The 18,524-nt window shown below is 51.3% G+C and carries 17 protein-coding genes; 14 read left to right on the top strand and 3 right to left on the bottom strand.

All coding sequences use genetic code 11. The annotated features are described in order from the left end of the window. The first annotated feature begins 1 nt into the window (after window position 1). The 3 genes from xylG to xylR all read left to right on the top strand — a co-directional run bounded on the left by xylG (window position 2) and on the right by xylR (window position 3,958). Window positions 2–1,543: a D-xylose ABC transporter ATP-binding protein gene (gene xylG, locus AABJ99_RS00805; protein WP_039020899.1), complete on the top strand. Its 1,542-nt coding sequence runs from the start codon at window positions 2–4 to the stop codon at window positions 1,541–1,543. Next, window positions 1,521–2,702, top strand: a complete 1,182-nt coding sequence (gene xylH / locus AABJ99_RS00800) for a xylose ABC transporter permease XylH (protein ID WP_000045978.1) — start codon at window positions 1,521–1,523, stop codon at window positions 2,700–2,702. Before xylG ends, xylH begins: the two co-directional genes overlap by 23 nt. Window positions 2,703–2,779: 77 nt before the next feature. After that, window positions 2,780–3,958, top strand: coding sequence for a D-xylose utilization transcriptional activator XylR (gene xylR, locus AABJ99_RS00795; protein ID WP_000494495.1), 1,179 nt, complete (start codon window positions 2,780–2,782; stop codon window positions 3,956–3,958). Between the two features lie 107 nt (window positions 3,959–4,065). Here xylR and bax read toward each other — a convergent pair whose 3' ends face one another. Continuing rightward, on the bottom strand, window positions 4,066–4,890 hold the full coding sequence (bax, locus tag AABJ99_RS00790) for a protein bax (protein ID WP_039020898.1): 825 nt from the start codon (window positions 4,888–4,890) through the stop codon (window positions 4,066–4,068). A 319-nt stretch (window positions 4,891–5,209) separates the two neighbouring features. Here bax and malS point away from each other — a divergent pair, with 319 nt between their 5' ends. Further along, window positions 5,210–7,240, top strand: a complete 2,031-nt coding sequence (malS, locus tag AABJ99_RS00785) for an alpha-amylase (protein WP_039020897.1) — start codon at window positions 5,210–5,212, stop codon at window positions 7,238–7,240. A gap of 177 nt (window positions 7,241–7,417) precedes the next feature. Then, window positions 7,418–8,671, top strand: a complete 1,254-nt coding sequence (gene avtA, locus AABJ99_RS00780) for a valine--pyruvate transaminase (RefSeq protein WP_039020896.1) — start codon at window positions 7,418–7,420, stop codon at window positions 8,669–8,671. 151 nt (window positions 8,672–8,822) lie between these two features. Here the strand turns inward: avtA and ysaA are convergent, their stop codons facing one another. Next, window positions 8,823–9,296: a 4Fe-4S binding protein gene (ysaA, locus tag AABJ99_RS00775; protein WP_001353579.1), complete on the bottom strand. Its 474-nt coding sequence runs from the start codon at window positions 9,294–9,296 to the stop codon at window positions 8,823–8,825. 101 nt (window positions 9,297–9,397) lie between these two features. After that, on the bottom strand, window positions 9,398–10,246 hold the full coding sequence (gene yiaJ, locus AABJ99_RS00770; RefSeq protein ID WP_039020895.1) for an IclR family transcriptional regulator YiaJ: 849 nt from the start codon (window positions 10,244–10,246) through the stop codon (window positions 9,398–9,400). 201 nt (window positions 10,247–10,447) lie between these two features. Here yiaJ and yiaK point away from each other — a divergent pair, with 201 nt between their 5' ends. The 9 genes from yiaK (at window position 10,448) to araD (ending at window position 18,496) form a co-directional block, all read left to right on the top strand. Beyond that, a complete protein-coding gene (gene yiaK, locus AABJ99_RS00765) occupies window positions 10,448–11,446 on the top strand; it encodes a 3-dehydro-L-gulonate 2-dehydrogenase (protein WP_039020894.1) in 999 nt (332 codons plus the stop codon). A gap of 11 nt (window positions 11,447–11,457) precedes the next feature. Beyond that, a complete protein-coding gene (gene yiaL, locus AABJ99_RS00760) occupies window positions 11,458–11,925 on the top strand; it encodes a YhcH/YjgK/YiaL family protein (RefSeq protein ID WP_039020893.1) in 468 nt (155 codons plus the stop codon). A gap of 117 nt (window positions 11,926–12,042) precedes the next feature. Further along, window positions 12,043–12,516 (top strand): 2,3-diketo-L-gulonate TRAP transporter small permease YiaM, encoded by a 474-nt coding sequence (gene yiaM / locus AABJ99_RS00755; protein WP_000721665.1) that lies wholly within the window; start codon window positions 12,043–12,045, stop codon window positions 12,514–12,516. Between the two features lie 2 nt (window positions 12,517–12,518). After that, window positions 12,519–13,796, top strand: coding sequence for a 2,3-diketo-L-gulonate TRAP transporter large permease YiaN (gene yiaN, locus AABJ99_RS00750; RefSeq protein WP_000279617.1), 1,278 nt, complete (start codon window positions 12,519–12,521; stop codon window positions 13,794–13,796). 12 nt (window positions 13,797–13,808) lie between these two features. Next, entirely contained in the window at window positions 13,809–14,795 is a 987-nt protein-coding gene (yiaO, locus tag AABJ99_RS00745; RefSeq protein ID WP_039020892.1) for a 2,3-diketo-L-gulonate TRAP transporter substrate-binding protein YiaO, read from the top strand. Window positions 14,796–14,798: 3 nt separating this feature from the next. Continuing rightward, complete coding sequence (lyxK, locus tag AABJ99_RS00740; protein ID WP_039020891.1) at window positions 14,799–16,295, top strand: L-xylulokinase; 1,497 nt, start codon at window positions 14,799–14,801, stop codon at window positions 16,293–16,295. Further along, complete coding sequence (gene ulaD, locus AABJ99_RS00735; protein ID WP_000089465.1) at window positions 16,292–16,954, top strand: 3-keto-L-gulonate-6-phosphate decarboxylase UlaD; 663 nt, start codon at window positions 16,292–16,294, stop codon at window positions 16,952–16,954. Before lyxK ends, ulaD begins: the two co-directional genes overlap by 4 nt. Continuing rightward, window positions 16,947–17,807 carry an L-ribulose-5-phosphate 3-epimerase gene (gene sgbU / locus AABJ99_RS00730; protein ID WP_039020890.1) on the top strand — a complete coding sequence of 287 codons (861 nt, stop codon included), beginning with the start codon at window positions 16,947–16,949 and terminating at the stop codon, window positions 17,805–17,807. The genes ulaD and sgbU overlap by 8 nt, the downstream gene beginning before the upstream one ends. Next, window positions 17,801–18,496, top strand: coding sequence for an L-ribulose-5-phosphate 4-epimerase (gene araD, locus AABJ99_RS00725; protein WP_039020889.1), 696 nt, complete (start codon window positions 17,801–17,803; stop codon window positions 18,494–18,496). The genes sgbU and araD overlap by 7 nt, the downstream gene beginning before the upstream one ends. Window positions 18,497–18,524: the final 28 nt, after the last annotated feature.

The following is an 18,524-nucleotide window of genomic DNA, read 5'->3' as shown; positions in this document are numbered from 1 at the left end:
TATGCCTTATCTACTTGAAATGAAGAACATTACCAAAACCTTCGGCAGTGTGAAGGCGATTGATAACGTTAGCTTGCGGTTGAATTCCGGCGAAATCGTCTCACTCTGCGGGGAAAATGGGTCTGGTAAATCAACGCTGATGAAAGTGCTGTGTGGTATTTATCCCCATGGCTCCTACGAAGGCGACATTATTTTTGCGGGAGAAGAGATTCAGGCGAGTCACATCCGCGATACCGAACGCAAAGGTATCGCCATCATTCACCAGGAATTGGCCCTGGTGAAAGAATTGACCGTACTGGAAAATATTTTCCTGGGTAACGAAATAACCCACAATGGTATTATGGACTATGATCTGATGACGCTACGCTGTCAGAAGCTGCTCGCACAGGTCAGTTTACTTATTTCACCAGATACCCGCGTTGGCGATTTAGGGCTAGGGCAACAACAACTGGTTGAAATTGCCAAGGCACTTAATAAACAGGTGCGCTTGTTAATTCTCGATGAACCGACAGCCTCATTAACTGAGCAGGAAACGTCGGTTTTACTGGATATTATTCGCGATCTACAACAGCACGGTATCGCCTGTATTTATATTTCGCACAAACTCAACGAAGTCAAAGCGATTTCCGATACGATTTGCGTTATTCGCGACGGTCAGCACATTGGTACGCGTGATGCTGCCGGAATGAGTGAAGACGATATTATCACCATGATGGTCGGGCGAGAGTTAACCGCGCTTTACCCTAATGAACCACATACCACCGGAGATGAAATATTACGTATTGAACATCTGACGGCATGGCATCCGGTTAATCGTCATATTAAACGAGTTAATGATGTCTCGTTTTCCCTGAAACGTGGCGAAATACTGGGTATTGCCGGACTCGTTGGTGCCGGACGTACCGAGACCATTCAGTGCCTGTTTGGCGTGTGGCCCGGACAATGGGAAGGAAAAATTTATATTGATGGCAAACAGGTAGATATTCGTAACTGTCAGCAAGCCATCGCCCAGGGGATTGCGATGGTACCCGAAGACAGAAAGCGCGACGGCATCGTTCCGGTAATGGCGGTTGGTAAAAATATTACCCTCGCCGCACTCAATAAATTTACCGGCGGTATTAGCCAGCTTGATGACGCGGCAGAGCAAAAATGTATTCTGGAATCAATCCAGCAACTCAAAGTTAAAACGTCGTCCCCCGACCTTGCTATTGGACGTTTGAGCGGCGGCAATCAGCAAAAAGCGATCCTCGCTCGCTGTCTGTTACTCAACCCGCGCATTCTCATTCTTGATGAACCTACCAGGGGTATCGATATTGGCGCGAAATACGAGATCTACAAATTAATTAACCAACTCGTCCAGCAGGGTATTGCCGTTATTGTCATCTCTTCCGAATTACCTGAAGTGCTCGGCCTTAGCGATCGTGTACTGGTGATGCATGAAGGGAAACTAAAAGCCAACCTGATAAATCATAACCTGACTCAGGAGCAGGTGATGGAAGCCGCATTGAGGAGCGAACATCATGTCGAAAAGCAATCCGTCTGAAGTGAAATTGGCAGTACCGACATCCGGTGGCTTTTCCGGGCTGAAGTCACTGAATTTGCAGGTCTTCGTGATGATTGCAGCGATCATCGCAATCATGCTGTTCTTTACCTGGACCACCGATGGTGCCTACTTAAGCGCCCGTAACGTCTCCAACCTGTTACGCCAGACCGCGATTACCGGCATCCTCGCGGTAGGAATGGTGTTCGTCATAATTTCTGCTGAAATCGACCTTTCCGTCGGCTCAATGATGGGGCTATTAGGTGGCGTCGCGGCGATTTGTGACGTCTGGCTAGGCTGGCCTTTGCCACTTACCATCATTGTGACGTTGGTTCTGGGACTGCTTCTCGGAGCCTGGAACGGATGGTGGGTTGCATACCGCAAAGTCCCTTCATTTATTGTCACCCTTGCGGGCATGTTGGCATTTCGCGGCATACTCATTGGCATCACCAACGGCACGACGGTTTCCCCCACCAGTGCCGCGATGTCACAAATTGGGCAAAGCTATCTACCTGCCAGCACCGGCTTCATCATTGGCGCGCTTGGCTTAATGGCTTTTGTTGGCTGGCAATGGCGCGGAAGAATGCGCCGTCAGGCTTTGGGTTTGCAGTCTCCGGCCTCTACCGCAGTTGTCGGCCGCCAGGCATTAACGGCGATTATCGTCTTAGGCGCAATCTGGCTGTTGAACGATTACCGTGGCGTTCCCACTCCTGTTCTGCTGTTGACGTTGCTGTTACTCGGCGGAATGTTTATGGCAACGCGGACGGCATTTGGAAGACGCATTTATGCCATCGGCGGCAATCTGGAAGCAGCACGGCTCTCCGGGATTAACGTTGAACGCACCAAACTTGCCGTGTTCGCTATTAACGGATTAATGGTCGCTATCGCTGGGTTAATCCTTAGTTCACGCCTTGGCGCAGGTTCACCTTCTGCGGGAAATATCGCCGAACTGGACGCAATTGCCGCATGTGTGATTGGCGGCACCAGTCTGGCAGGCGGCGTCGGGAGCGTGGCCGGAGCGGTAATGGGGGCATTCATCATGGCTTCACTGGATAACGGCATGAGTATGATGGATGTACCGACCTTCTGGCAGTATATAGTTAAAGGTGCGATTCTGTTGCTGGCAGTATGGATGGACTCCGCAACCAAACGCCGTTCTTGATTTTGATAAAAATTTTCTCAAAACCGGTAACTTATTACCGGTTTTGAGTTTTTGCATGATTCAGCAGGAAAAGAACCATGTTTACTAAACGTCACCGCATCACATTGCTGTTCAATGCTAATAAAGCCTATGACCGTCAGGTAGTAGAAGGCGTAGGGGAATATTTACAGGCGTCACAATCGGAATGGGATATTTTCATTGAAGAAGATTTCCGCGCCCGCATTGATAAAATCAAGGACTGGTTAGGAGATGGCGTCATTGCCGACTTCGACGACAAACAAATCGAGCAAGCACTGGCTAACGTCGACGTCCCCATTGTTGGGGTTGGTGGCTCGTATCACCTTGCCGAAAGTTACCCACCCGTTCATTACATTGCCACCGATAACTATGCACTGGTTGAAAGCGCATTTTTGCATTTAAAAGAGAAAGGCGTTAACCGCTTTGCTTTTTATGGTCTTCCGGAATCCAGCGGCAAACGTTGGGCCACTGAACGCGAATATGCTTTCCGTCAGCTTGTCGCCGAAGAAAAGTATCGCGGAGTAGTTTATCAGGGGTTAGAAACCGCGCCAGAGAACTGGCAACACGCGCAAAATCGGCTGGCAGACTGGCTACAAACGCTGCCGCCGCAAACCGGGATCATTGCCGTTACCGACGCCCGGGCGCGGCACATTTTGCAAGTATGCGAACATCTACATATTCCCGTACCGGAAAAATTATGCGTGATTGGCATCGATAACGAAGAACTGACCCGCTATCTGTCGCGTGTCGCCCTTTCTTCGGTCGCTCAGGGCGCGCGGCAAATGGGATATCAGGCGGCAAAACTGTTGCATCGATTATTAGATAAAGAAGAAATGCCGCTACAGCGGATTTTGGTCCCACCAGTTCGCGTCATTGAACGGCGCTCAACAGATTACCGTTCGCTGACCGATCCCGCCGTTATTCAGGCCATGCATTACATTCGTAATCACGCCTGTAAAGGGATTAAAGTGGATCAGGTACTCGATGCCGTCGGGATCTCGCGCTCCAATCTTGAGAAGCGTTTTAAAGAGGAGGTGGGTGAAACCATCCATGCCATGATTCATGCCGAGAAGCTGGAGAAAGCGCGCAGTCTGCTGATTTCAACCACCTTATCGATCAATGAGATATCGCAAATGTGCGGTTATCCATCGCTGCAATATTTCTACTCTGTTTTTAAAAAAGCATATGACACGACGCCAAAAGAGTATCGCGATGTAAATAGCGAGGTCATGTTGTAGCGATGATGAGAATTGTCGGCGTCGCATCAGGTAACTCAGCACAACCACCTGATGCGAGCAAAAGCCTTATCCGACTGGCAAGTCGGATAAGGCTCGAGGAAATGCAATTACATATGCGCCGCGATTAACCGTTGGTTATCCTGGTACATTGCGAACAGGTAGTTGTTATAACTCTTCCCTTTGGTCGAGTAGCCCTTCAGCTTGTGAATCATCGCTGTGGCAGTCACTTCCTGATCCGCTTTACGCAGTTGTGCACGCGATTTACGGAACGAAGAGTAAGCCGGGTGAGTATTCAGGTTAGTGACATAGGCGCTCACCGATTCTTTGACAGAACTGAACTGTGAGTACCCCTTCACTTTACCCGGCGCATTGGTACAACGTCCTTTCATGCACTTCATGCCGAATAGGTTGTTGTTGCTACGCGCCAGCTTCGACGTTCCCCAACCGCTTTCTGCTGCAGCCATCGTCGCCACCATACTGGTAGGAATAATGTCTACGCGTTCAAGCAAGGTATTCCACGGGATTTTTCGCGTATTACCGGACCACTTCACCTTGTAGCGTTTGGCGATGTCTTTCAGACGCGCACGCTCAGCAGGTGACCATTGGCCCTGATACTGTTTTGAAATGAGCCAGTTACGTTCCGCAGTAATGGCCGCATTTTGGCTGGTAATGTAAGGCATTACGGTCCGGAGAAACGCTTTTTTCCTTGGTGTTCCGGAAGGGTATTTTCGCAAATCAGGAAGTGAACTACTCTTTGTACTATTGCGAGAATACTCTTGTTTACTGCTTACCTGTTTATTACTAGCTTTAGTTAAGTGGGACTTTTGACTCGCTGTTGTTGTGTGCGTCTTCGCTAACACCTCACTCGAAAACACCAGAGTGAGTAACATAAGAATCATCGCCCCATATCGTCGTATGGGAGTCAAAATCATCAGGTCTCCTGGTCGGATTTAATCATTCCAACACCTTATATTTTTCACAAATTTGAGAGTTGAATCTCAAATCATATCAAAAATAGCCGTCAAGAGCACCCCAAGGAATAGTCCAAATCTGAAACTATGTCACGTGTTAACGATTCAGATTGGCGCTAAATCGCAGAAAATGTGGGGTTTATCGCAAAATTCGGCCGTTTTTTGCGCGCGATCGCTCACCCTTGCTTCTCATCCTGTGGACTTACCGCTCAGGGATGAGTTTTGTCTGGCTTATCGCTGGCAAACTGTCTGAAATCGCAGCCATAAGGACTCATCCGCCATGAAACTCGCCGCCTGTTTTCTGACACTCCTTCCTGGCTTCGCCGTTGCCGCCAGCTGGACTTCTCCGGGGTTCCCTGCCTTTAGCGAACAGGGAACGGGAACATTTGTCAGCCACGCGCAGTTGCCCAAAGGTACGCGTCCACTCACGCTAAATTTTGACCAACAGTGCTGGCAGCCTGCGGATGCGATAAAACTCAATCAGATGCTTTCCCTGCAACCTTGTAGCAACACGCCACCTCAATGGCGATTGTTCAGGGACGGCGAATATACGCTGCAACTAGACACCCGCTCCGGTACACCAACATTGATGATTTCCATCCAGAACGCCGCCGAACCGGTAGCAAGCCTGGTCCGTGAATGCCCGAAATGGGATGGATTACCGCTCACACTGGATGTCAGCGCCACTTTTCCGGAGGGAGCCGCAGTCCGGGATTATTACAGCCAGCAAATTGCGATAGTGAAGAACGGTCAAATAACGTTACAACCCGCTGCCACCAGCAACGGTTTACTCCTGCTGGAACGGGCAGAAACTGACACATCCGCCCCTTTCGACTGGCATAACGCCACGGTTTACTTTGTGCTGACAGATCGTTTCGAAAACGGCGATCCCAGTAATGACCAGAGTTACGGACGTCATAAAGACGGTATGGCAGAAATTGGCACTTTTCACGGCGGCGATTTACGCGGCCTGACCAACAAACTGGATTACCTCCAGCAGCTGGGCGTCAATGCTTTATGGATAAGTGCCCCATTTGAGCAAATTCACGGCTGGGTCGGCGGCGGTACAAAAGGCGATTTCCCGCATTATGCCTACCACGGTTATTACACACAGGACTGGACGAATCTTGATGCCAATATGGGCAGCGAAGCCGATCTAAGGACGCTGGTTGATAGCGCGCATCAGCGCGGTATTCGTATTCTCTTTGATGTCGTGATGAACCACACCGGCTATGCCACGCTGGCGGATATGCAGGAGTATCAGTTTGGCGCGTTATACCTTTCTGGTGATGAGCTGAAAAAAACGTTAGGTGACCGCTGGAGCGACTGGAAGCCCGCCGCCGGGCAAACCTGGCATAGCTTTAACGATTACATTAATTTCAGCGACAAAACAGGCTGGGATAAATGGTGGGGAAAAAACTGGATCAGAACGGATATCGGCGACTACGACAATCCTGGATTTGACGATCTCACCATGTCGCTGGCCTTTTTACCGGATATCAAAACCGAATCAACTACCGCTTCTGGCCTGCCAGTGTTCTATAACAACAAAACGGATACCCACGCTAAAGCCATTGACGGCTTTACCCCTCGAGATTACTTAACCCATTGGTTAAGCCAGTGGGTCCGTGACTATGGGATTGATGGTTTTCGGGTCGATACCGCCAAACATGTTGAGTTGCCCGCCTGGCAGCAACTGAAAACCGAAGCCAGCGCCGCGCTTCGCGAATGGAAAAAAGCGAATCCCGACAAAGCATTAGATGACAAACCTTTCTGGATGACCGGTGAAGCCTGGGGCCACGGCGTGATGCAAAGTGACTACTATCGCCACGGCTTCGATGCGATGATCAATTTCGATTATCAGGAGCAGGCGGCTAAAGCAGTCGATTGTCTGGCGCAGATGGATACGACCTGGCAGCAAATGGCGGAGAAATTGCAGGATTTCAACGTGTTGAGCTACCTCTCGTCGCATGATACCCGCCTGTTTCGTGAAGGGGGCGACAAAGCAGCAGAGTTATTGTTATTAGCGCCAAGTGCAGTACAAATCTTTTATGGTGATGAATCCTCTCGTCCGTTCGGTCCTACCGGTTCTGATCCGCTGCAAGGCACGCGTTCGGATATGAACTGGCAGGATGTTAGCGGTAAATCTGCCGCTAGCGTCGCGCACTGGCAGAAAATCAGCCAGTTCCGCGCCCGCCATCCTGCAATTGGCGCGGGCAAACAAACGACACTTTCGCTGAAGCAGGGCTACGGCTTTGTTCGTGAGCATGGCGACGATAAAGTGCTGGTCGTCTGGGCGGGGCAACAGTAACGTTTCCGGCTTCCCGTTCGTCAGTACCTCGGGAAGCCGCCAACCAGGATAAAATGTCAGCCCTAATCAGAGTTGCAGGATAAAGCACCGCTCCCACTTCAACAGACCGATTTGCACCCCAGCAAATGTAGCGTTATTGTTACCTTCCTTGCTACAGAGTTCGACAGATATCCCGCTATGACATTCTCCCTTTTTGGTGACAAATTTACCCGCCACTCCGGCATTACGCTGCTGATGGAAGATCTGAACGACGGTTTACGCACGCCTGGCGCGATTATGCTCGGCGGCGGTAATCCAGCGCAGATCCCGGAAATGCAGGACTACTTCCAGACGCTACTGACCGACATGCTGGAAAGTGGCAAAGCGACTGATGCACTGTGCAATTACGACGGTCCACAGGGGAAAACGGAGCTACTCACACTGCTTGCCGGAATGCTACGCGAGAAGTTGGGTTGGGATATCGAACCACAGAATATTGCACTAACAAACGGCAGCCAGAGCGCGTTTTTCTACTTATTTAATCTGTTCGCCGGACGCCGTGCCGATGGTCGGGTTAAAAAAGTGCTGTTCCCGCTGGCACCGGAATACATTGGCTACGCTGACGCCGGACTGGAAGAAGATCTGTTTGTCTCTGCGCGTCCAAATATTGAACTGCTGCCAGGTGGCCAATTTAAATACCACGTCGATTTTGAGCATCTGCACATTGGCGAAGAGACCGGGATGATTTGCGTCTCCCGACCGACGAATCCAACAGGCAATGTGATTACTGACGAAGAATTATTGAAACTGGACGCACTGGCGAATCAGCACGGTATTCCGCTGGTGATTGATAACGCTTATGGCGTCCCGTTCCCGGGTATCATCTTCAGCGAAGCGCGCCCGCTGTGGAATCCGAATATTGTACTGTGCATGAGTCTTTCCAAGCTGGGACTACCGGGTTCGCGCTGCGGCATTATCATCGCCAATGAAAAAATCATCACCGCCATCACCAACATGAACGGCATTATCAGCCTGGCGCCTGGCGGTATTGGTCCGGCGATAATGTGTGAAATGATTAAACGTAACGATCTGCTGCGCCTGTCTGAAACAGTCATCAAACCGTTTTACTACCAGCGTGTTCAGGAAACTATCGCTATCATTCGCCGCTATTTACCGGAAGATCGCTGCCTGATTCATAAACCGGAAGGAGCCATTTTCCTCTGGCTATGGTTTAAGGATTTGCCAATTACGACCGAGCAGCTCTACCAGCGCCTGAAAGCACGGGGCGTGCTGATGGTGCCGGGGCACAACTTCTTCCCAGGGCTGGATAAACCGTGGCCACATACACATCAATGTATGCGTATGAACTACGTGCCGGAGCCGGATAAAATTGAAGCGGGGGTGAAGATTCTGGCGGAAGAGATTGAACGCGCCTGGGCTGAAAGTCATTAAAAATTGCCTGATGCACTACGCTTATCAGGCCTACATCATTTCTGCAATATATTGAATTTGGAATAATTTGTAGGCCGGATAAGGCGTTTAAGCCGCATCCGGCATAAACAAAGCGCACTATTCCTGCGTTAAAAAACGTCGGAAAAACGTTTCAAACAGACTGCTGCCGTAGCCGATGCCGCTGCACTTTCTCGACATCCATGCATTGCAACGCTTGTGTTGGGCAAGCTTCAACACAAGCCGGTCCCGTCGCCCGATGCCAGCACAGATCGCACTTAATCGCCCTCGCCTTTGTGCGTGAAGAAACGACCTCCATCGCACCAAACGGGCAAGCCAGCATACAGCTTTTACAGCCAATACAACGTGATTGTTCAACGAAAATATGCCCATGTTCGCGACTTATCGCGTCAACAGGGCACACATTTGCGCACGGTGCATCTTCACACTGATGACAGGCTACTGCCGTGGTGTAAGTATGATCTTTAATGACACGAATACGCGAAATAAACTCACCGGGTGACAACGCAGCGCAATCCTGATTCTCCTGATGCGACACTGCGCAAGCCACTTCACAGGTACGGCAACCGATACATTTCGTCGCATCCGCAATAATAAACCGGTTCATGATCACTCCTTTGCACTAAAACAGCAGAGTGCCAGAGAGCGCGTCCCTACTGCTTTGATCCAACGAAGGAAATGTTAAAGTTTTGGCACTTGTCCAGAGCGTTATGTGATCGCGCCCTGGTCGTCCCTGACAGTAAATCCCAGTTCATTAGAAATAGCCTGCGCGGTTTCACGCAGTGGTTTCAGGAGATTTTTCTCCCCCACCTGTTTCAGACGTGATGTCGAAAGCGAAATCGACACGGCGTACGGCACCCGCCCATGAATATCAAACACCGGAACAGCAATACAGGAGACGCCGAGTTCGTTTTCTTCTCTGTCCATCGCCGCTCCGCTTTCACGAATGTGCGCCAGTTCGTCGAACATCGCGGGCAGCTCGGTAATGGTATTGCGGGTTAACGGCTGGATCTCATGCTGATGGCTTTCCCAGTATGACTTCACGTAGTCCGGGTGACCAAACGCCATGTAGATCTTGCCCATTGCGGAACAGTAGAGCGGCATATGCTGGCCTATATAAGCTCGGGTTCGCAGCATCCCGGTCGTGGGTTCCAGCTTATAAATCAAAATAGCGTGATCGTCTTCGCGGCTGGAGAAGTTAATGGTTTCACCAGTGTCGATGTTCAGTGCCTCAAGATGCGGAGCGGCGATATGAATGATATTCAGCGAAGACAGCGCCTTCTGCCCGACGGCAATAAATTTGGTAGTCAGGCGGTAACTCCCTGCGGCGGGCGCGGTGGTCACATAGCCGCAGGATTGTAATCCCTGCAATAAGCGATGGACGGTACTCTTATTTAAACCAGCCAGCTCCGAAAGATGCGCCAACGGACAACCGTTTGGATAGTTGCTCAAAATCTCAATCAGCATCAACCCGCGAAACAGACTCTGGCTTCCGGCTGGACGCTCTTTTTCCTGCGCCATCTCGTTCTCTTTTTTTCCCATCACTTCTTTCCCCATTTTGTCGCGTCCTGATGGTAGCGCAAAGTGTGCCGTAGTTCACGATCTCGACAGATAATTTATAAACAATTGATTTTTAAGTCTTTTGAAATTCATTAATCAGATTGCTTTGTTAAAAAGTGATCGATATATTTGAAATCTAATTTCGCATATTGAAATTTTAAGATAAAAAAGCGTTCAAAAAAAACAAGGAAGCCAGGGATGAAAGTCACATTTGAGCAGTTAAAAGCAGCCTTTAATCGGGTCTTAATTTCACGCGGTGTTGACAGCGAAACGGCTGATGCCTGTGCAGAGATGTTCGCCCGCACCACCGAATCCGGTGTTTATTCTCACGGTGTTAACCGCTTCCCACGCTTCATCCAACAATTGGATAATGGCGATATCATTCCTGACGCCCAAGCCAAACGTATAACCAGCCTCGGCGCAATTGAACAGTGGGACGCCCAGCGTTCGATCGGTAACCTGACAGCGAAAAAGATGATGGATCGCGCCATTGAACTGGCTGCCGATCACGGTATTGGTCTGGTGGCGTTGCGTAATGCCAACCACTGGATGCGCGGCGGCAGCTACGGCTGGCAGGCGGCGGAAAAAGGCTATATTGGCATTTGCTGGACCAACTCCATCGCCGTAATGCCGCCGTGGGGCGCAAAAGAGTGTCGCATCGGCACTAACCCGCTGATCGTCGCCATTCCTTCTACCCCAATCACCATGGTCGATATGTCGATGTCGATGTTTTCCTACGGCATGTTAGAAGTTAACCGCCTTGCAGGTCGTCAGCTCCCGGTCGATGGTGGCTTTGATGATGAGGGCAATTTGACCAAAGAACCTGGCATTATCGAGAAAAATCGCCGCATTTTGCCGATGGGTTACTGGAAAGGTTCTGGTATGTCGATCGTGCTGGATATGATCGCTACTCTTCTTTCTGACGGCGCGTCAGTTGCTGAAGTCACCCAGGATAACAGCGACGAATATGGCGTTTCGCAAATCTTTATCGCCATTGAAGTGGACAAGCTTATCGACGGCCCCACCCGCGATGCCAAGCTGCAACGCATCATGGATTATGTTACTACCGCTGAACGCGCCGATGAAAACCAGGCCATTCGCTTACCCGGCCACGAATTTACCACCCTGCTGGCAGACAACCGCCGAAACGGTATTACCGTTGATGACAGCGTATGGGCAAAAATCCAGGCGTTATAAGGAGATAAGCCATGATTTTTGGACATATCGCGCAGCCTAACCCGTGCCGTTTGCCCGCTGCTATTGAAAAGGCGCTCGATTTTCTGCGCGCTACCGATTTCAACGCCCTGGAGCCGGGCGTTGTCGAAATCGACGGCAAAAATATTTATGCGCAAATTATCGATTTAACGACACGTCAGGCGGAGGAAAATCGCCCGGAAGTACATCGTCGCTATATTGATATTCAATTTCTGGCGTGGGGCAAAGAGAAAATCGGCATTGCTATTGATACAGGAAATAATAAAGTCAGCGAATCACTATTAGAGCAGCGCGATATTATTTTTTATCACGATAGTGAACATGAATCATTTATAGAAATGATACCGGGCAGTTACGCTATTTTCTTTCCTCAGGATGTTCATCGACCAGGTTGTATTCTGCAAACAGCCTCTGAGATACGAAAAGTTGTGGTTAAAGTCGCATTAACGGCGCTAAATTAATCGAATAATCGTCTACGCCAGAACGCCTGGGTAATGTTATTGCTCTAACTATATTAATAATTCAGGTTGCTGCACATGCAATTTGAATTATGACAAACATAGCCTCAAGGAATAGCTATGAAAAAAATACTTGAAGCAATACTGGCGATTAATCTCGCCGTACTTTCCTGTATTGTGTTTATAAACATTATTTTAAGATATGGTTTTCAGACAAGTATTTTATCTGTAGATGAATTGTCGCGTTATTTATTTGTCTGGTTAACCTTTATTGGCGCGATTGTGGCTTTTATGGATAACGCCCACGTTCAGGTTACCTTTCTGGTGGAGAAACTCTCCCCCGCGTGGCAGCGACGAGTCGCTCTGGTTACCCACTCCTTAATCTTATTTATTTGTGGCGCACTGGCCTGGGGCGCAACGCTAAAAACAATTCAGGACTGGAGCGATTATTCACCGATCCTCGGCTTGCCCATCGGCCTGATGTATGCCGCTTGTCTGCCCACCAGCCTCGTTATCGCATTCTTTGAGCTGCGCCTTTTATATCAACTCATCACGCGTAGCAATTCTCTAACGCCGCCACCGCAAGGAGCTTAATCTTGGCTGTGCTGATTTTTCTGGGCTGCCTGTTGGGTGGCATTGCCATCGGTTTGCCTATTGCCTGGTCGCTACTGTTGTGCGGGGCGGCGCTTATGTTCTGGCTGGATATGTTTGATGTCCAGATCATGGCGCAAACGCTGGTAAACGGTGCTGACAGCTTCTCCCTGCTGGCGATTCCGTTCTTTGTACTGGCGGGTGAAATCATGAATGCGGGCGGCTTATCAAAACGCATTGTTGACCTGCCGATGAAACTGGTCGGGCATAAACCAGGCGGGTTGGGCTACGTGGGCGTGCTGGCGGCAATGATTATGGCGAGCCTTTCCGGTTCTGCTGTTGCTGATACCGCCGCCGTTGCCGCGCTACTGGTGCCGATGATGCGCAGCGCTAACTACCCGGTCAACCGGGCTGCGGGGCTGATTGCCTCTGGCGGCATTATCGCGCCAATTATTCCCCCTTCCATTCCGTTTATTATCTTCGGTGTTTCCAGCGGATTATCCATCAGTAAGTTGTTTATGGCGGGTATTGCCCCAGGCATTATGATGGGCGCAACGCTGATGCTCACCTGGTGGTGGCAGGCCAGTCGTCTTAATTTACCCCGTCAGCAAAAAGCAACGAAACGAGAAATCTGGCAATCTTTTGTTTCCGGTATCTGGGCGCTATTTCTTCCGGTCATTATTATTGGCGGCTTTCGCTCCGGTCTATTTACCCCTACCGAAGCCGGGGCCGTTGCTGCTTTCTATGCGTTGTTTGTCGCCACAGTTATTTACCGTGAAATGACCTTCGCTACACTTTGGCATGTACTCATTGGCGCGGCGAAAACGACCTCAGTGGTGATGTTTCTGGTGGCCTCGGCACAAGTTTCTGCCTGGCTGATTACCATTGCTGAATTGCCTATGATGGTTTCTGATTTACTGCAACCGTTGGTCGATTCACCGCGTCTGCTGTTTATCGTCATTATGGTGGCTATCCTGATTGTCGGCATGGTAATGGATTTAACGCCGACGGTGTTAATTCTTACCCCGGTATTAATGCCTTTAGTTAAAGAGGCAGGAATCGATCCGATTTACTTCGGAGTCATGTTTATCATCAACTGCTCAATCGGCTTAATTACACCGCCTATCGGTAATGTGCTTAACGTTATTTCAGGGGTGGCTAAACTCAAATTCGATGATGCAGTCAGAGGCGTTTTCCCTTACGTCCTGGTTTTATATTCCTTATTAGCCTTATTTGTTTTTATTCCCGATCTCATCATCCTCCCGTTGAAATGGATTAATTAAAAGGAAAATATTATGAAATTACGTTCTGTAACCTACGCATTATTCATTGCTGGCCTGGCTGCATTCAGTACATCTTCACTGGCGACACAATCATTACGTTTCGGTTATGAAACATCGCAAACCGACTCTCAACATATTGCGGCGAAAAAATTTAATGATTTATTGCAGGAGAGAACCAAAGGCGAGCTGAAATTAAAACTGTTCCCGGACAGTACTCTCGGTAACGCACAAGCGATGATCAGTGGCGTGCGTGGCGGCACTATTGATATGGAGATGTCTGGCTCGAATAACTTTGCCGGATTATCACCTGTGATGAACCTGCTTGATGTTCCTTTCCTGTTCCGCGATACCGCCCACGCGCATAAAACACTCGACGGCAAAGTCGGCGATGAACTGAAGGCCTCCCTTGAAGGTAAGGGACTGAAAGTACTGGCCTACTGGGAAAACGGCTGGCGCGATGTCACCAACTCACGCCAGCCAGTTAAAACACCTGCCGACCTGAAAGGGCTGAAAATACGCACCAACAATAGCCCGATGAATATCGCCGCATTCAAAGTCTTTGGCGCTAACCCTATCCCGATGCCGTTTGCCGAAGTCTATACCGGGCTGGAAACGCGCACTATCGACGCTCAGGAACACCCGATCAACGTCGTCTGGTCAGCCAAATTTTATGAAGTGCAGAAGTACCTTTCTCTGACGCACCATGCCTATTCCCCGCTTTTGGTGGTGATCAACAAAGCGAAGTTTGATGGCTTAAGCCCGGAGTTCCAGCAAGCGCTAATTTCATCTGCGCAAGAAGCGGGTAATTACCAGCGTAAATTGGTCGCCGAAAATCAGCAAAAAATCATCGACGGCATGAAAGACGCTGGCGTGGAAGTCATCACCGAACTTGATCGCAAAGCCTTTAGCGACGTACTGGGTACTCAGGTCCGCGACATGTTTGTAAAAGATGTTCCGCAGGGCGCTGAACTGCTGAAAGCCGTGGATGAGGTGCAATAAGCCATGACGCAATACTGGCTGGGGTTAGATTGTGGCGGAAGCTGGCTAAAAGCCGGACTGTATGACCGCGAAGGCCGGGAGGCAGGCGTGCAGCGCCTGCCGCTGTGCGCATTAAGCCCGCAGCCAGGCTGGGCAGAGCGCGATATGGAAGAACTGTGGCAATGCTGCATGGCTGTCATTCGCGCCCTGCTTACCCATTCCAGCGTTAGCGGGGAGCAAATTGTCGGCATCGGTAGCTCCGCACAGGGAAAGGGCTTGTTTTTGCTGGATAAAAACGACAAGCCGCTCGGGAATGCTATTTTGTCCTCGGACCGCCGGGCGATGGAAATCGTTCGTCGCTGGCAGGAAGATGGCATCCCGGAAAAACTCTACCCGCTGACCCGACAAACCTTGTGGACCGGGCATCCGGTGTCGCTGTTACGCTGGCTGAAAGAGCACGAACCAGAACGCTACGCGCAAATTGGCTGCGTGATGATGACGCACGACTACCTGCGCTGGTGTTTAACCGGTGTCAAAGGCTGCGAAGAGAGCAATATTTCCGAATCCAATCTCTACAACATGAGTCGCGGGGAATATGACCCGTGCCTCACCGACTGGCTGGGGATCAGTGAAATCAATCACGCCCTGCCGCCTGTTGTTGGATCTGCCGAAATCTGCGGGGAAATCACCGCTCAGACAGCCGCACTGACCGGTCTGAAAGCGGGTACGCCCGTTGTCGGCGGCCTGTTTGATGTGGTTTCTACCGCACTCTGCGCCGGAATCGAAGACGAATTTACCCTCAATGCGGTGATGGGGACCTGGGCGGTGACCAGCGGCATAACCCGCGGTTTAGGTGACGGTGAAGCGCATCCGTATGTCTATGGCCGCTACGTTAACGACGGTGAATTTATCGTTCACGAAGCCAGCCCTACCTCTTCCGGCAATCTCGAATGGTTTACCGCGCAGTGGGGAGAAATCTCGTTTGCAGAGATCAACCAGGCTGTTGCCAGCTTACCGAAAGCCGGTGGCGATCTCTTTTTCCTGCCGTTCCTGTACGGCAGCAACGCCGGACTCGAGATGACCAGCGGTTTCTACGGGATGCAGGCCATTCACACCCGCGCACACCTGTTGCAGGCCATTTATGAAGGCGTGGTGTTCAGCCATATGACCCATCTCAACCGGATGCGCGAACGTTTTACTGATGTGCACACCCTGCGCGTCACTGGCGGCCCGGCGCATTCCGATGTCTGGATGCAAATGCTGGCGGACGTCAGCGGGCTGCGTATCGAACTGCCGCAGGTGGAAGAAACCGGCTGTTTTGGCGCGGCGCTTGCAGCCCGCGTCGGCACCGGTGTTTATCGCGATTTCAGCGAAGCCCTGCGCGATCAACAGCATCCGGTGCGCACCCTGTTACCGGATATGACCGCCCATCAGCTTTACCAACAAAAATACCAACGCTATCAGCACCTCATTGCCGCACTACAGGGCTTTCATGCCCGCGTTAAGGAGAACACATTATGAGCAGACCACTTCTGCAACTGGCCCTCGACCACTCATCACTTGAAGCCGCACAGCGCGACGTTGCGCTGTTAAAAGACAGCGTCGATATCGTCGAAGCGGGCACCATTCTCTGTTTAAACGAAGGGCTTGGCGCGGTGAAAGCCTTGCGCGAACAGTGCCCGGACAAAATCATCGTTGCTGACTGGAAGGTCGCCGATGCTGGTGAAACGCTCGCGCAACAGGCGTTTGGCGCAGGCGCTAACTGGATGACCATCATCTGCGCTGCGCCGCTCGCGACGGTAGAAAAAGGCCACGCAATGGCGCAACGCTGCGGTGGTGAAATCCAGATAGAGCTTTTTGGTAACTGGACGCTGGACGACGCCCGCGACTGGCATCGTATTGGCGTGCGGCAGGCGATTTATCATCGTGGTCGTGACGCGCAGGCCAGCGGGCAACAGTGGGGCGAAGCCGATCTGGCACGCATGAAGGCGCTTTCCGATATCGGCCTTGAGCTTTCCATTACCGGCGGGATTACGCCTGCTGACCTGCCGCTGTTTAAAGATATCCGCGTGAAAGCGTTTATTGCCGGGCGGGCGCTGGCAGGCGCAGCAAATCCGGCACAGGTAGCTGCCGACTTCCATGCGCAAATCGACGCTATCTGGGGAGGCGCACGTGCGTAATCATCCGTTAGGGATTTATGAAAAAGCGCTGGCGAAAGATCTCTCCTGGCCGGAGCGGCTGGTGCTGGCGAAAAGCTGTGGCTTTGATTTTGTCGAAATGTCGGTGGATGAAACTGACGAGCGTCTGTCGCGCCTTGACTGGAGCGCCGCACAAAGGACTTCGCTGGTTGCCGCGATGATCGAAACGGGTGTTGGGATCCCGTCGATGTGCCTGTCCGCACATCGTCGTTTTCCTTTTGGTAGCCGTGACGACGCGGTACGCCAGCGAGCACGGGAGATCATGAGTAAAGCAATTCGTCTGGCGCGCGATCTCGGTATTCGCACCATTCAACTGGCGGGCTACGACGTCTATTACGAAGCCCATGACGAAGGCACGCAGCAACGTTTTGCCGAAGGGCTGGCGTGGGCGGTTGAACAGGCAGCCGCCGCGCAGGTGATGCTGGCGGTGGAGATTATGGATACCGCGTTTATGAACTCCATCAGCAAATGGAAAAAATGGGACGAGATACTCGCTTCGCCGTGGTTCACTGTTTACCCGGACGTCGGCAACCTCAGCGCCTGGGGCAATGATGTTCCCGCCGAACTGAAACTGGGCATTGACCGTATCGCCGCCATCCACCTGAAAGACACCCAGCCAGTCACCGAGCAAAGCCCCGGACAGTTCCGCGACGTGCCGTTTGGCGAAGGTTGCGTCGATTTCGTTGGCATCTTCAAAACGCTGCATGAACTGAACTATCGCGGATCATTTCTGATTGAGATGTGGACCGAAAAAGCCAAAGAGCCGGTGCTGGAGATTATTCAGGCGCGGCGCTGGATTGAAGCGCGTATGCAGGAGGCCGGATTTATATGTTAGAGCGATTGAAAGCCGACGTGCTGGCGGCGAATCTGGCGCTTCCCGCTCACCATCTGGTGACGTTCACCTGGGGCAATGTCAGCGCGGTAGACGAAACGCGGCAATGGATGGTAATCAAACCTTCCGGCGTCGAGTACGACGTGATGACCGCCGACGATATGGTGGTGGTTGAGATAGCCAGCGGCAAGGTGGTGGAAGGTAGCAAAAAGCCCTCGTCCGATACGCCAACGCATCTGGCGCTTTACCGTCGCTATGCCGAAATCGGTGGCATTGTGCATACCCACTCGCGCCACGCCACCATCTGGTCACAGGCCGGGCTGGATCTCCCCGCCTGGGGCACTACGCACGCCGATTATTTCTATGGCGCAATCCCCTGCACGCGACAGATGACCGCAGCGGAGATTAACGGCGAATATGAATATCAGACCGGCGAAGTGATCATTGAAACTTTCGAAGAACGCGGCAGGAGTCCGGCACAAATCCCGGCGGTGCTGGTGCATTCTCACGGCCCGTTCGCCTGGGGTAAAAACGCCGCCGATGCGGTGCATAATGCCGTAGTGCTGGAAGAGTGCGCCTATATGGGCCTGTTCTCGCGCCAGCTTGCGCCGCAGCTCCCTGCGATGCAAAACGAACTGCTGGATAAGCACTACCTGCGTAAACATGGGGCCAATGCCTATTACGGGCAGTAATCTCTCACGCCGGGGCTTCATTGCCCCG

This window comes from Escherichia coli (assembly GCF_036503815.1).
Taxonomy (GTDB): Bacteria; Pseudomonadota; Gammaproteobacteria; order Enterobacterales; family Enterobacteriaceae; genus Escherichia; species Escherichia coli_F.
The sequence above is the reverse complement of the archived record's forward strand: the minus strand, read 5'-3'. Positions and strand labels throughout refer to the sequence as shown.

Coding starts and splice junctions, on each gene's coding strand:
- xylG (WP_039020899.1), top strand. CDS start 2: ATGCCTTATCTACTTGAAATGAAGAACATTACCAAAACCTTCGGCAGT.
- xylH (WP_000045978.1), top strand. CDS start 1,521: ATGTCGAAAAGCAATCCGTCTGAAGTGAAATTGGCAGTACCGACATCC.
- xylR (WP_000494495.1), top strand. CDS start 2,780: ATGTTTACTAAACGTCACCGCATCACATTGCTGTTCAATGCTAATAAA.
- bax (WP_039020898.1), bottom strand. CDS start 4,890: ATGATTTTGACTCCCATACGACGATATGGGGCGATGATTCTTATGTTA.
- malS (WP_039020897.1), top strand. CDS start 5,210: ATGAAACTCGCCGCCTGTTTTCTGACACTCCTTCCTGGCTTCGCCGTT.
- avtA (WP_039020896.1), top strand. CDS start 7,418: ATGACATTCTCCCTTTTTGGTGACAAATTTACCCGCCACTCCGGCATT.
- ysaA (WP_001353579.1), bottom strand. CDS start 9,296: ATGAACCGGTTTATTATTGCGGATGCGACGAAATGTATCGGTTGCCGT.
- yiaJ (WP_039020895.1), bottom strand. CDS start 10,246: ATGGGGAAAGAAGTGATGGGAAAAAAAGAGAACGAGATGGCGCAGGAA.
- yiaK (WP_039020894.1), top strand. CDS start 10,448: ATGAAAGTCACATTTGAGCAGTTAAAAGCAGCCTTTAATCGGGTCTTA.
- yiaL (WP_039020893.1), top strand. CDS start 11,458: ATGATTTTTGGACATATCGCGCAGCCTAACCCGTGCCGTTTGCCCGCT.
- yiaM (WP_000721665.1), top strand. CDS start 12,043: ATGAAAAAAATACTTGAAGCAATACTGGCGATTAATCTCGCCGTACTT.
- yiaO (WP_039020892.1), top strand. CDS start 13,809: ATGAAATTACGTTCTGTAACCTACGCATTATTCATTGCTGGCCTGGCT.
- lyxK (WP_039020891.1), top strand. CDS start 14,799: ATGACGCAATACTGGCTGGGGTTAGATTGTGGCGGAAGCTGGCTAAAA.
- ulaD (WP_000089465.1), top strand. CDS start 16,292: ATGAGCAGACCACTTCTGCAACTGGCCCTCGACCACTCATCACTTGAA.
- araD (WP_039020889.1), top strand. CDS start 17,801: ATGTTAGAGCGATTGAAAGCCGACGTGCTGGCGGCGAATCTGGCGCTT.